This window comes from Solwaraspora sp. WMMB335 (assembly GCF_049179075.1).
Taxonomy (GTDB): domain Bacteria; phylum Actinomycetota; class Actinomycetes; order Mycobacteriales; family Micromonosporaceae; genus Micromonospora_E.
Genome location: NZ_JBMHMF010000001.1, coordinates 7,429,956 through 7,443,671, shown reverse-complemented (window position 1 = coordinate 7,443,671; position 13,716 = coordinate 7,429,956). Strand labels below are relative to the sequence as shown.

General features: G+C 68.0%; 5 protein-coding genes and 1 CRISPR repeat array (1 of these 6 cut by a window edge). All 5 genes read right to left on the bottom strand.

The window, feature by feature from the left end:
• Window positions 1–6,298: a CRISPR direct-repeat array (repeat unit 36 nt; unit sequence GCCTCAATGAAGGGCAGCTCCCGAGAGAGCTGCGAC) (it extends 1,154 nt beyond the left edge of the window).
• 208 nt (window positions 6,299–6,506) lie between these two features.
• From cas2 to cas7g, 5 genes are read right to left on the bottom strand one after another with little or no spacing between them, the layout of a single operon-like run.
• The gene (gene cas2, locus ACN27F_RS32055; RefSeq protein ID WP_421439201.1) at window positions 6,507–6,809 is read right to left on the bottom strand and encodes a CRISPR-associated endonuclease Cas2; all 303 of its coding nucleotides are present in this window, start codon (window positions 6,807–6,809) and stop codon (window positions 6,507–6,509) included.
• On the bottom strand, window positions 6,806–8,410 hold the full coding sequence (cas1, locus tag ACN27F_RS32050; protein ID WP_421439200.1) for a CRISPR-associated endonuclease Cas1: 1,605 nt from the start codon (window positions 8,408–8,410) through the stop codon (window positions 6,806–6,808). Before cas1 ends, cas2 begins: the two co-directional genes overlap by 4 nt.
• Window positions 8,407–10,944 carry a type I-G CRISPR-associated helicase/endonuclease Cas3g gene (gene cas3g, locus ACN27F_RS32045; protein ID WP_421439199.1) on the bottom strand — a complete coding sequence of 846 codons (2,538 nt, stop codon included), beginning with the start codon at window positions 10,942–10,944 and terminating at the stop codon, window positions 8,407–8,409. The genes cas1 and cas3g overlap by 4 nt, the downstream gene beginning before the upstream one ends.
• Window positions 10,941–12,467 carry a type I-G CRISPR-associated protein Csb2 gene (gene csb2, locus ACN27F_RS32040; protein WP_421439198.1) on the bottom strand — a complete coding sequence of 509 codons (1,527 nt, stop codon included), beginning with the start codon at window positions 12,465–12,467 and terminating at the stop codon, window positions 10,941–10,943. Before csb2 ends, cas3g begins: the two co-directional genes overlap by 4 nt.
• Entirely contained in the window at window positions 12,464–13,702 is a 1,239-nt protein-coding gene (cas7g, locus tag ACN27F_RS32035) for a type I-G CRISPR-associated RAMP protein Csb1/Cas7g (RefSeq protein ID WP_421439197.1), read from the bottom strand. The genes csb2 and cas7g overlap by 4 nt, the downstream gene beginning before the upstream one ends.
• Between the last annotated feature and the right edge of the window lie 14 nt (window positions 13,703–13,716).

Here is a 13,716-nt window from a genome sequence, read left to right as displayed (position 1 = left end):
GCTCCCGAGAGAGCTGCGACCTGACGAACGCCGAGCGCCAGCGCCGCCACCGTCGGCACGCCTCAATGAAGGGCAGCTCCCGAGAGAGCTGCGACCCGCGTCGACGGCGAGCTCGTCGACGCCGGCACGCCTCAATGAAGGGCAGCTCCCGAGAGAGCTGCGACGCGGTAGGTCCGCAGCTACCTCCACCTTGGTGCGTCGCCTCAATGAAGGGCAGCTCCCGAGAGAGCTGCGACCCGCGTCGACGGCGAGCTCGTCGACGCCGGCACGCCTCAATGAAGGGCAGCTCCCGAGAGAGCTGCGACGCGGTAGGTCCGCAGCTACCTCCACCTTGGTGCGTCGCCTCAATGAAGGGCAGCTCCCGAGAGAGCTGCGACTTTGCATGCATTAGCGTCCCGGCATGCCAGCGGGACCTGCCTCAATGAAGGGCAGCTCCCGAGAGAGCTGCGACCTGTCGTGCTGTCGAGGCTCAACGCGCTCGGCGTCACGCCTCAATGAAGGGCAGCTCCCGAGAGAGCTGCGACATGCTCGCGGAGGCGCGCTGCAAGCGATCCCCCCGTGCCTCAATGAAGGGCAGCTCCCGAGAGAGCTGCGACGGGTTGGTCGCCCCGGTGCGTTCCCACCTGCTGATGGTGGGCCTCAATGAAGGGCAGCTCCCGAGAGAGCTGCGACCCCGCATCCACCGTTGTTCGGTGACGCCTGCCGTGCCTCAATGAAGGGCAGCTCCCGAGAGAGCTGCGACGGCGGTTCGCCTGCTCCAACAGGGCCAGCCGGCGCTTGCCTCAATGAAGGGCAGCTCCCGAGAGAGCTGCGACCTGGTCCGCGACCACCAGCCGCGCGCCGTCCGTGTCCTGCCTCAATGAAGGGCAGCTCCCGAGAGAGCTGCGACATCTGATTACCTTTGGTTGGTCTGAAGCCATATGCGCCTCAATGAAGGGCAGCTCCCGAGAGAGCTGCGACCGGCAACTGTTGCAGCGTCAACCGTCAGGACTGCTGACGCCTCAATGAAGGGCAGCTCCCGAGAGAGCTGCGACGTTGTATGGTGCAAGCTATCGATACCTGCACATGTGCAGGCCTCAATGAAGGGCAGCTCCCGAGAGAGCTGCGACGCGTAACCTGCCGTTAACCTGACGCTGCGTAGATCCAGCCTCAATGAAGGGCAGCTCCCGAGAGAGCTGCGACTCTGGCGCAATGACGTCGAAGTCATCATCAGCACCGCCTCAATGAAGGGCAGCTCCCGAGAGAGCTGCGACGGTATCCAGCGTACCATCCCATACTTGCGCGTTGGCCTCAATGAAGGGCAGCTCCCGAGAGAGCTGCGACCTCAAGATCATCGACAGTGATCTCTGTAGCTTCCTGAATGCCTCAATGAAGGGCAGCTCCCGAGAGAGCTGCGACATGTCGGCACCACGGCTCAGCTAGGTGCACTGATGCCTCAATGAAGGGCAGCTCCCGAGAGAGCTGCGACTGGAGATGCGCAGAGCCCGTGCTGTTGGTGGACCACGCCTCAATGAAGGGCAGCTCCCGAGAGAGCTGCGACCGCAGGCAGCCGGAGGGCTGTCACGGGTGTCACGGGCCTCAATGAAGGGCAGCTCCCGAGAGAGCTGCGACTGCAGGTCGAGACCCCCGCCGAGCATCAGGGCAACGGGCCTCAATGAAGGGCAGCTCCCGAGAGAGCTGCGACCGGGGGACGCGATCGCCGTCGGGTTCGACGGATCGAAGCCTCAATGAAGGGCAGCTCCCGAGAGAGCTGCGACCGGAGTGTTCAACGTCGCGTTGGGGCGGGCCGGCTAGCCTCAATGAAGGGCAGCTCCCGAGAGAGCTGCGACCAAGGGCATCGTTCGCGGCGGGCAGGCCGGCGTAGCCTCAATGAAGGGCAGCTCCCGAGAGAGCTGCGACCTTGATGGACGGGCAGGTCAGGGACGCGACCTCCGCCTCAATGAAGGGCAGCTCCCGAGAGAGCTGCGACCAGCGTCTGGCGGAGCTGGACGATTCGACCGGCCCAGCCTCAATGAAGGGCAGCTCCCGAGAGAGCTGCGACGCGGACCTCCCACCGGTCGCCGGCGCGGCGGACCTCCAGGCCTCAATGAAGGGCAGCTCCCGAGAGAGCTGCGACCTTGATGGACGGGCAGGTCAGGGACGCGACCTCCGCCTCAATGAAGGGCAGCTCCCGAGAGAGCTGCGACGCGGACCTCCCACCGGTCGCCGGCGCGGCGGACCTCCAGGCCTCAATGAAGGGCAGCTCCCGAGAGAGCTGCGACTGTCCCCGGAGTCCGGCCAGGACACCCGCGGGGTTGCCTCAATGAAGGGCAGCTCCCGAGAGAGCTGCGACCCCACGGACGCGATAACGGTCACCCGCTCGCCGCTGGGCCTCAATGAAGGGCAGCTCCCGAGAGAGCTGCGACCACCGTCGTCACCATCGTCAAGACGTGGTGGTCGATGCCTCAATGAAGGGCAGCTCCCGAGAGAGCTGCGACCAGTAGCTCATCTCTCCGGTGTGCGCTCAGGTCAACACGGCCTCAATGAAGGGCAGCTCCCGAGAGAGCTGCGACTTGGATGCATGATGCGCTTGCACGATGGTATGGGCCTCAATGAAGGGCAGCTCCCGAGAGAGCTGCGACTCTCTTCGTCGATGCGGTTGTAACCATGTGTGGGCCTCAATGAAGGGCAGCTCCCGAGAGAGCTGCGACGCGCTTCCGGCTCAGGCGCGTTGCTCGCGTCAGTGCCTCAATGAAGGGCAGCTCCCGAGAGAGCTGCGACGTCAGAATACTATGGACGGATCACACAGAATTCACCGCCTCAATGAAGGGCAGCTCCCGAGAGAGCTGCGACGCGGACACACAATAGATCCAGTCCCCGCCGTGTCTGCGCCTCAATGAAGGGCAGCTCCCGAGAGAGCTGCGACGATCAGCCACCACCCGCACATCGCGGGTGGTGGTGTCCAGCCTCAATGAAGGGCAGCTCCCGAGAGAGCTGCGACCCGTGCTGTGCCTCGCGATTCCATTTGAATCTGCGAAGCGCCTCAATGAAGGGCAGCTCCCGAGAGAGCTGCGACCTGATGAGGTGGATGCAAGCCCAGGGGGCAGGAAAACGCCTCAATGAAGGGCAGCTCCCGAGAGAGCTGCGACTCGTCGGTACGATCGTGGGGGTGATGTTCGGCTGGCCTCAATGAAGGGCAGCTCCCGAGAGAGCTGCGACCGGTGGTGAGAGCGTCGGTCACGTGCGACACGGCCGGCCTCAATGAAGGGCAGCTCCCGAGAGAGCTGCGACTGAATTCAAGCCGGGTGCCGTCTACCGCTGGATGCCTCAATGAAGGGCAGCTCCCGAGAGAGCTGCGACTTGAAGTTCGATTCTTCACAAGGACTCTTCTTAGTAGCCTCAATGAAGGGCAGCTCCCGAGAGAGCTGCGACCCGTCTTTAATAAAAGCCAAAGCTGACGCTAGAGAATGCCTCAATGAAGGGCAGCTCCCGAGAGAGCTGCGACTTCCTTGGTAGGCCTATTGTCTCGTGCAAACTTGGCCTCAATGAAGGGCAGCTCCCGAGAGAGCTGCGACAAAGAATTCTAACGGTTTCATCACTCACTCATACGCCTCAATGAAGGGCAGCTCCCGAGAGAGCTGCGACATCTGTGGAAAGTTGCTTCTATTGTTGTTATTCGAGCCTCAATGAAGGGCAGCTCCCGAGAGAGCTGCGACACGTAGTTCATCACATCCGACATAGTCGGAAAGTTAGCCTCAATGAAGGGCAGCTCCCGAGAGAGCTGCGACGATGGGCCGCTGGAAAACACCGCCGTGGGCTTCACACGTGCCTCAATGAAGGGCAGCTCCCGAGAGAGCTGCGACATGTCCGTTTCCCTCATCGAAACGCAGATCATCACGCCTCAATGAAGGGCAGCTCCCGAGAGAGCTGCGACTGAGGAACCATGCAGGCGAGCATTGACATTCGATTTAGCCTCAATGAAGGGCAGCTCCCGAGAGAGCTGCGACTGTACTTTGTGCTTCATCCACATGGCCAGAAGATGCCTCAATGAAGGGCAGCTCCCGAGAGAGCTGCGACCACGAACACCGGATCCGCCGGACTGAGCGGGTGATGCCTCAATGAAGGGCAGCTCCCGAGAGAGCTGCGACCCGAATGCATTCCCCACCCCACAGTGAACACCCCCATCTCGCCTCAATGAAGGGCAGCTCCCGAGAGAGCTGCGACCTGAGTATCCGCCCACCAGCCCGACGACATGGTCGCCGCCAGGCCTCAATGAAGGGCAGCTCCCGAGAGAGCTGCGACCGGCCAAATCTGACTCAGCCGAAAGTGTGACGTCTGGCCTCAATGAAGGGCAGCTCCCGAGAGAGCTGCGACGTGGCGATGTTGCGTGGCATCGCCGACCGGCCGCAGCCTCAATGAAGGGCAGCTCCCGAGAGAGCTGCGACTTCCGCTCTGATCGATGACGATTGTGACGTCTCCGAGCCTCAATGAAGGGCAGCTCCCGAGAGAGCTGCGACTAAAAGATTTCATGATCGAGTAGGATTTAGATTAAGCCTCAATGAAGGGCAGCTCCCGAGAGAGCTGCGACTCTTACGCAGATGCGGGACGACCAGGTCGTTGACCAGGCCTCAATGAAGGGCAGCTCCCGAGAGAGCTGCGACTCGAACACCGCCGCATGCAAGGCCTTGAGGTCGTCGCCTCAATGAAGGGCAGCTCCCGAGAGAGCTGCGACCCTTTTCATAGTGGTTTCCAACGGGGCGACACATAGCCTCAATGAAGGGCAGCTCCCGAGAGAGCTGCGACAGCCAGGCCGATCTTTTCCGCAGTGGACATAACGGCCTCAATGAAGGGCAGCTCCCGAGAGAGCTGCGACTGTAGACGTCGTTTAGGAACCCGGTGGCCGGGATGTCGCCTCAATGAAGGGCAGCTCCCGAGAGAGCTGCGACATGGGCGATTGATCCGGACGGGTCATACGTGCGGATGCCTCAATGAAGGGCAGCTCCCGAGAGAGCTGCGACGAGAGCAGCCATCCACGGGGATGCGCGGGTAGGCGCCTCAATGAAGGGCAGCTCCCGAGAGAGCTGCGACCGAAAACGGAGCGGAATATCTGCTATGGACACCACCCCGCCTCAATGAAGGGCAGCTCCCGAGAGAGCTGCGACACCGCTTCCCCACCGGATCTCCCGGCGGACCACCAGGCGCCTCAATGAAGGGCAGCTCCCGAGAGAGCTGCGACCACCGTCGGGTGGCATGGTGCCCATCGACTTGGGGCAGGCGCCTCAATGAAGGGCAGCTCCCGAGAGAGCTGCGACTCAGGCCACGCCACCGGCCGGCCCGGTTGCGGGGCGTGCCTCAATGAAGGGCAGCTCCCGAGAGAGCTGCGACGCGAGAGCTTCTTGCCGGTGATCGTCGTCAACCGGCCTCAATGAAGGGCAGCTCCCGAGAGAGCTGCGACGCAGGCGTACGAGCAGCGCGCCGATCAGGCGCTCGGGCCTCAATGAAGGGCAGCTCCCGAGAGAGCTGCGACGCAGGCGTACGAGCAGCGCGCCGATCAGGCGCTCGGGCCTCAATGAAGGGCAGCTCCCGAGAGAGCTGCGACCACGGCTGGCAAGCTCAGCCGCCTGCAACCGGTCATGCCTCAATGAAGGGCAGCTCCCGAGAGAGCTGCGACCTGAAGCGCCAGGGTGCGCTGGGCAACCTGCTGGAGCCTCAATGAAGGGCAGCTCCCGAGAGAGCTGCGACTTCCCTGCGCCGCCTTACGGAGCTTCCGGCGAGCCGCGCCTCAATGAAGGGCAGCTCCCGAGAGAGCTGCGACCGACGTCACCGGCCCCGACGACCGCTACGGCGAGCTGCCTCAATGAAGGGCAGCTCCCGAGAGAGCTGCGACCACAGCGTCTCCGAAGCGTTGGAAGTCATCCAGGGGGCCTCAATGAAGGGCAGCTCCCGAGAGAGCTGCGACTAGGTTCGAGTCCTACTCGGAGCACGCAATGTAAGCCTCAATGAAGGGCAGCTCCCGAGAGAGCTGCGACTTAAGGCCACGCGGGCAGCCTGCCACCCGGTCCCGGCCTCAATGAAGGGCAGCTCCCGAGAGAGCTGCGACTGAGTCCCCAACAGAAGTGAGGCAAGCAATGCGAGGCTTGCCTCAATGAAGGGCAGCTCCCGAGAGAGCTGCGACTTGATGCGCCAACTGGGCGGACTACACAAGGCAGTGCAGCCTCAATGAAGGGCAGCTCCCGAGAGAGCTGCGACTGATTGGCCAGTACGGCCGGCTGACGCACATCGAGCCTCAATGAAGGGCAGCTCCCGAGAGAGCTGCGACAGGGTCCAAATCTTACCCCTCCTGACCTGCGGCGGAACCACCGGCCCGCGAGAGGTCCCCCAACAGAGGGTTCCCCGACCACCCGAAAACCGCGATCGTCTACTATCGAACAACTTCTGAACAGGGAAAACAGCTCCGCGAGAGGTCCACGCTCACGGCCGTCACGACGGACCCCTCGCGGCGGACAGTGGTAGGGCGGACGGCGGGACTACAAGATCGCCGGACCATGCCCCGTGATCGGCCGACCCTGGCCGATCACATCAAGCGAACGGCTGGCACGCTCCCGCAGCGTACCCAGATCACAGAACAAGACCGAATCCGTACCCTGGTTGATCATGTCGGTGAGCTGTGCGCGCAGTCGCAGGATCTTCGCCGGACGGGCGTCGACGACGAACACGCTGTACTGGACGCGATCGCCGTACGATTCGAGCTTCTTCGCCACCCGCGTACGCCGTACGTCGTCCGAGACGTCGTAGGCGACGATGTAGCGCCGTACATCGTCCAGGTTCATCGGATTTTGATCCCCTCGTAGCGCGGCTGTGTCCCGTCGATGACGCCGAGCACCAGGCGCGCCTGGATCTCCATCGCACGCCGCCAGGTCACCTCGTAGCCGAAGATCGGATGCCGGAAGGTGGCGGTAACTCTGCGTTCGTAGCCGGCGATGAGGGCTTTGCGGCCACGGTCGCTGATCCGGGTGGTGCCGAGCACGGTGGTGAAGTCGCGGGCGCGGATCTCGCCATTGTTGAACGCGGTGATGACGACCGAGTCGGCGACCACCGCCCGGAACTCCTCGACCAGATCGAGGGCGAGCGCCGGCTTGTTGCGCCCGCTGCTGTGCAGGAAGCCGGCGTGCGGGTCGAGCCCGCAGGCGACGACGGCCCGTAGCGCGTCGGCGGTCAGCAGCCCGTAGCAGAGGTTCAACGCGGCGTTGATCGGATCGCGGGCCGGGCGTCGGGTCCGTACGGAGAAGGAGAGCTGCTCGGCCTCGACGACCTTCGGCCGGAACATGGTCAGGAACCGGGCGAAGTAGCTGGCGGCGGCCTCGCCTTCGATGCCGAACAGGTCGGCCAACGACGGCGCGTCGAGTGCTTGCCGTTGCAGCTCACGCAGGCGGGTCACCGTGTCCGGGGTGTCGCCGAGCCAGCGCAGCAACGTCGCCTGGTTGGCGATCTTCGCGGTGACGAACTGACGGGCCAGGTCGATGCGCCCGTTGTGGGAGGCGACGTGTTGCAACAGTCGCGGGCCGCCGTTGGGCCCCTGGGCCGCCCTCGCCCATCCGGTGACCCGGCCGCTGCTGGTGCACCAGACCACGGACAGGCTGCGCCACAGCACTTCCCGGATGAGGCCGCTGGACAGGTCGACGTTGCCGTGCACGACCAGGCCCTGCACGCGTTCGATCGGAAACGACCCGAGCTTCTCGCCGCTCTTGCTGACCTCGATCCGGCCACGCTCGACGTAGGCGCGTGAGCCGGGTGTGGTGAGGTGCAGCACCTGGGTGTCCGGGTCGGCGACGACGATCCGGCGGGTCACCGGAGCGAGCGGGCGTTCGTCGGGCAGGCAGACGCTGATGTGTGAGCAGCGGGAGCACCGCCGATCGTCCTCCAGCGGTGGCGGGGCCTGCTCGGCGTCGAGCGTACGCACGGTCGCCGCCACCATCTCCCGGGCGGCCGCGACGTCGGCCGGCGACAGGGTGATGTCGACCCGTACCCGATGGTTGGTGAAGTAGACCGCCTGCCCAGCCACCGGGTAGCCCATGTCGGCCAACGCCCCGGCCAGCAGCGCGACCTGGATCCGCATGGGTTCGGTGACATCCGGGCGGCGGCGCACCGGGGTGGCCTTGTGTTCGACGACGGTCATCGCGGCGTCGTCGTCGAGTTCGACGGTGTCGCAGCGCCCGTACACGCCGAGGTCGTGGCTGACCACGTCGACGGCCCGGTAGCGCCGGGACCGGGATCCGGTCGGGTCGTCGGCCGGGGTGTGGGCTTGGACGCCGATCTGCACCTGGTGGGTGTCGGTCGACTCGCCGGCTGCTTCCAGCCAGGCCCGGCGTGGACAGAAGGCCTGGTGCGCGACCAGGCTGATCGGGAGCAGTTCCGGCGTCGTCATCGTCATCGTCTCACGACGACTGGCTTTTCGGTTTTGAGCAGCTCGCCGCGCATGGCCCGGCGTTCGGGGGCGCTGGCGCTGCCGTAGCGGTGCACGGGGAACCGGATGACGGAGGTTACGCCTCGGGCGGCCAGCCACGCTCGGGCGGGTTCGCCGTCGACCGGTGTGCTGTCCGGCGGCTTACCGAGCGCCTTGGGTGGCAGACCGGCGGCTGCGAACCGGGTCAGCTGTCCGCTGGCGAGGATCGTCCGGTGCCGGGCCGTGCGCCACCGCCCGGTCCACACGGGTACGCAGAACCAGCCACCCGTTGCCCGCCCGAGGTGGCCGGTGGTGGTGGCGGTGGCGTTGACCCGCTGGGCGATCGGGAACTGCGAGATGCCCCAGAGCGCACACCAGGCCACCGCGTTGTCGGTCGGGCCGGGGGCGGCGAAGCCGGTCGGCGTACGGCTGTCGGGTTTGTCTTTGGCGATCTCGTCGCGGACCCGGCGGCCGGTCAGCCCGTCGGCGACCTCTTCGGCGGTACGGGCGGCGACGGCCGCCGCGAGGGGCCGCAGTCGGTTGCCGACGAATTCGGAGCCCTGGTTACGGGGCTGCATCTCCAGCCGACTCGCGCCGTCGTCCTGGAGTCGGTCGCCCTTGCCGTTGCGGCTCCAGAAGGCCGGTTCGCCGAGTGCGGCGATCAGCCGCAGGTCGAGCAGCGCCCGTGCCCGCGTGAGCTGGTCGAGCACAGCGTGCCGCCGCTGCTGCAGTGATTGCCAGCCGTCGCCGGTGGTGATGACGCTGATCCGGGGGCTCATCAACGCTCGTTGCTCGTCGTCGCGCAGGTGCCGGCTGGGCCAGGCGTCCGGGTCGTCGTGGCGGGCGGCGTGCCGCCGGACGATCTCGCCGATCGTCTCCGGCGTGGCCTGTGGGGCGCTGAGCACCGGGCGAGAGTTCATGCCGGGTGTCCAGGAGAGCCGGACGTCGTCGAGGCCGGCGTCTTCGACGATGGCGGCGAGCCCGTGCAGCGCCATGTGCGACAGCATCGTGTACGGGTCGGCGTGTGGTAGCACGAAGTCGGTCATGATCCCTCCGAAGAGACCTGCCCGTCGGCGGCGCGGAGCAACGCCTCCAGGTAGGCGCAGCCCCACACCCCCCACCGGCGGCCGGGGGTCGCGCAGCGCCCACGGGGCGAGGCCGGCCGGGTCGACGGCCCGTCCGGCCAGCCAGGTGAGCGCCGCCGCCAGGTCGTCCCGCTGGTACGGCCCGGACTGGGCCGCATCGGGCAGCTCGTCGGCCGGCACCAGCACGCTGACCTGCGTAGCCGAACGGAGGCCGAGCCGGTTGACCCGGCCCGCCCGCTGGGCGAGCGCCCCACCGGGTGCCAGCTCGCTCACGGCAGCCGCCAGATCCAGGTCTACCCCGACTTCGAGGCTCTGCGTGCTGACCAGGACGTCGACCGTCGGATCACCGCCGAGGCTGAGCAGCGTCGACGCCGGCGGTCGCAACCGGGTCACGTCGTACGGCCGCAGCTGCCCACAGATCAACTCGACGGTCAGGTCACGGGCGCGCAGCTCGGCCGCGACGGCGGCGGCCACCGCGACACTGTTGACGAAACAGCCGACCGTCGCGCCGTGCACCCTACGCAGCCGTTCCGCCTCGTCGGCCAGCGCCGCGACGCCCGCCTTGCGGGCCGGGCCGCTGCGCGGGATCGGCCAGGTCGGGACCGGCAGCAGGGTGACCGGCTTCGGTGTGGTCAGCCGCTGCCGCAGTGGCGCGTCCACGGCCAGGTCGTCGGGTTCGACACCGACCGCCACCCCGGCGTCGACGTGCGGCGTGGCGGTGGTCTCGACGACCTGCAGCACCGGTACGCCGAGCGGCTCGTCGGCGACGGCGGCCAGCTCGGCGACCCGGCGGGCGGTGGTCACCAGCTGCCGGGACAGGTGTGCCTCGTCGACGACGGCGACGGTGTCGTAGGCGAGCAGCCCGGCTTCCCGCGGCCGGGCCTGGGCCCGCGACCCGTAGCCGGCGAGCAGCAGCCGCGACCCCCACATGTCCGGGGTGGCGCAGAGCACGGCGGCACCGACCGGCTCGTCCAGCCAGGACCGCGACGGCGGCGCGCCGCCGCGCAGCAATGCCACCGTCAGCGGGCTCGCGGCCGGGTCACCGCCACGCCCGGTAAGCCCGGTGAGCCCGCTACGCAGCGAGTCGAGCGCGGCGGCGACCCGGGCCAGCACGGTCCGGTCACCCCTCGATGCCGCCAACAGGTCGGCGATCGACGTGGCGTGTTCGTGCTGGTCGTCGACGAGGGCCCGGCGGTCGACGACGAGGGCGAGCCGGCGCGGCACCCGCACCGGGTGGCCGGCGGCCATCATCGCCACCGCGAACACGTGCACGTCGATGACGCTGGTCTTGCCGGCCCCGGTCGGCGCGACCAGCTGGTCCGGCCAGCGGCCGGTGGCCAGCAGGTGGTCGAGCAGCCGCTCCTGCCAGCGGAACGGCTGCTGTCCGTCTCGGACAGCGGCGAAGAAGGCGCCGAAGTCGGCGCGGTCGACGCTCACCGGGCCAGCCGGCGGGCGATGGCGTCCGGCAGGTCCCGGGGCACCAGCAGACCGCCGCCGAGGTGCCGGCTCTGCCCGATAGCGGCGATGGTCCGGGAGCCGGTCAGGTTGCCGAGGTGCAGCACCGCCCGGTACGGCTGGATGATGGTGTCCTTGTGGACCTTGTGCACGTACCGGCCGACGTCGCCGTCCATCACCCGTACCGCTGATTCGACCCGGACCCCGCGCGCGGACGCCGCCTGCGCCAACGCCTGGTAGCGGGCCTCTCCCCGCTCCGGCACCTTCTCGAATTCGTCGCGCCAGACCAGCGCGACCGACAACGCGGCGGCGTCGGCGAGGGACCACTCGCGGACGCGTCCGCGCGGCGGCCGGCTCTCCGGTACGGCGACCGGGTCGGTCTGCCACCACCGCTGGGTGCCGGCGGCCGGCTCCGGCCAGAACTCGTCGGCCGCGACCTCGACCGGCGGCTTGACAGCGAACGGGTTGGTGCCGACCTTGACGAGCCGCAGGTGGTGCGCGGCCATCCGGATCAGGGCCAGGTCGATGTCGTCGGCTTCGCGGGGCAGCAGCAACGCCAGCGCGGTGCCGCCGACGTGCGGCGCGTCCGGGCCGACGAACTGGATCGCGCACCGGTTCGCCGGCTGCGGCACGTTGTCGCCGTACGCGCCGGTGAGGATCGCGGGCGCGCCGTCGCCGACGAGCGAGACCAGGGCACGGTGTACGGCGACCGCGTACCGCACCCGCAGCTGCGGCGGGACCGGCGCGGCCATGCCGAACAGCAGCACCGACGTCCACGGCGTCGGCGGTGGCGGCTGCTCCGGGCGGGTGTACCGGCCGAGTTCGACACCGGCGGTCACGGTTGGCGGCGCGACGGTCTTTTCGCTGGAGCGGTGCGCGTCGGATTTCAGCGGCGGCGCGACTGTCGTCTCCCGGTGCGCCGCTTCCAGGGCGTCCGACCGGCCGGCGGTGGCGACCGCCAGGTCGAGCCCGTCGCCGGTGAACAGGTCAGCATCGGGGTCGAGACGGTGCGTCGGTTCGGCGTCGGCGACGACGAGCCGCACCGGCGACTCGGTCGTGCCGAGGTAGGGCACCTCGGGGCAGAGCGCGGTCAGCGCGGCGGCGACCGGCTCCGGCGGCGGCTGCTCCCACGTCCACGCGTACCGTCCGGTCACCGCGACACCGGTCACCGCCGGCTTGCCGACCAGCTTGTCCGACAGCGGGCCGCGGCCTTCCTTGACGATCAGACCCTCCTGCCGGTACGCCGTCGCGCCACCGCCGTTGGGCAGGGTCTGTGGCACGGCGATGCCGTCCGGCGGGTTGGCCTCCAGCCAGCGCAGCGCCTCCCGGTCGGTGTCGCAGGGCTGCAGACTGTCACCGTCGGGGACCGCCCGCACCCCCTGGGCCGCCGCGCAGAGCAGCGCGGCGTGCAGCCGGGCCGGCGACGGCAGCGGGTCGAGCTCGCCGCTGCCGACATGCCCCTTGTAGACGCCGAGGACCGGCTCGGCGACGATCGCGAAGCTCACTCGCCGTCACCCGTCTCGACCGCGCCGGAGACGATGTCCGGGTTGCCGGTGACCCGCATCGCCAGACCCGACCAGGTGACGTCGGCGACCTTCTCGGCGTGCGCGAGGGCCTCGCCGAGCAGCAGGTCGGCGGCGTCGATGCTCAGCGGCTCGACGTCGGCGAACGACCCGCCCCGCTGGTCGAGCCGGACCTTCGGCTGCTCGGCCTCGACCAGGTCGCAGTTGGCCCGCAGGCACAGTTCGGCGTCGGAGCGGGCGAGCGCGTTGAGCGCCAACGCGGCCAGCAGCGCCCGGCAGGCGGCGTCACCGTCGACGCCGGCACCGAAGCGCATCTGCCGCAGCGTCGCGAAGGACAACACGTGCGTACGGATGATGGTGTCGCAGGCGACGCCGGCCAGCTGGTCCAGGGTCGGCGGGATGCCGCCGAGGCCGAGCGCGGACGCCGACCTGGACTCGCCGGCCTTGATCCCGTTGGCGGCCTTGACGATGTCGTTGTAGGTGCCGGGGCTCAACTCGGCCTGCTGCCGGGTCGCGGTCTCGGTCATCGACTTCTTGGTCAGGTTGATCTGCATACCGACCGGGTCGACCCGCGCGCCACCGCGCAACGCGGTCGCCGGTGCGCTCAACGCGCCGGTCGTCCGGTCTCGGCTCGCCGTGACGAAGCCGACGATCTCCCCGACCAGGGCGCTACGCCAGCGGCCCTGCCGGCTGCGCCGGCTCGAATCCCAGCCGCCGAAGACCAGCGTCACCGGGCTGGTCTGCAGCAGCGCCCGCGCGTTCGCCGGGGTCGCGTCCCGCACCGCCCGGTACTCGGGCGTCTGCGTGGTCGGCACCCCGTCGATGGTGCCGGCGCGGATGTGACCGTCGAAGACCCGGTGCGGCAACGTCAGGTCGTAGTAGCGCTCGACCGCGCCGTCCCGCTCGTAGGTGACCTGCACGTGCGGCACCCTTGACAGCAGCGGGTGTCCGTCCTCGATGGCCTGAGCGAGGGCCTGCTCGGCCCGGTTGAGCTGGGATTGTTTGCTATCGATGATCGCGGCGTAGCGGCTCTCGTCACCGAGGAACCGCTGCTCGTAGGCGTACGCCCCGCCCTTCTTGGCCCGGTCGGCGAACTTGGCCGGCGCGACCGAGGTGTGCCGGCCACCGGCCGGCTCCAACGTGGTCGTCGACGTGAGACAGCTCGACCCACCGGGCGACCCGGCGGCCAGCAACACATCAAGATCCAACGAACGCACTCGAATTCCTTTCA

Coding starts and splice junctions, on each gene's coding strand:
- cas2 (WP_421439201.1), bottom strand. CDS start 6,809: ATGAACCTGGACGATGTACGGCGCTACATCGTCGCCTACGACGTCTCG.
- cas1 (WP_421439200.1), bottom strand. CDS start 8,410: ATGACGATGACGACGCCGGAACTGCTCCCGATCAGCCTGGTCGCGCAC.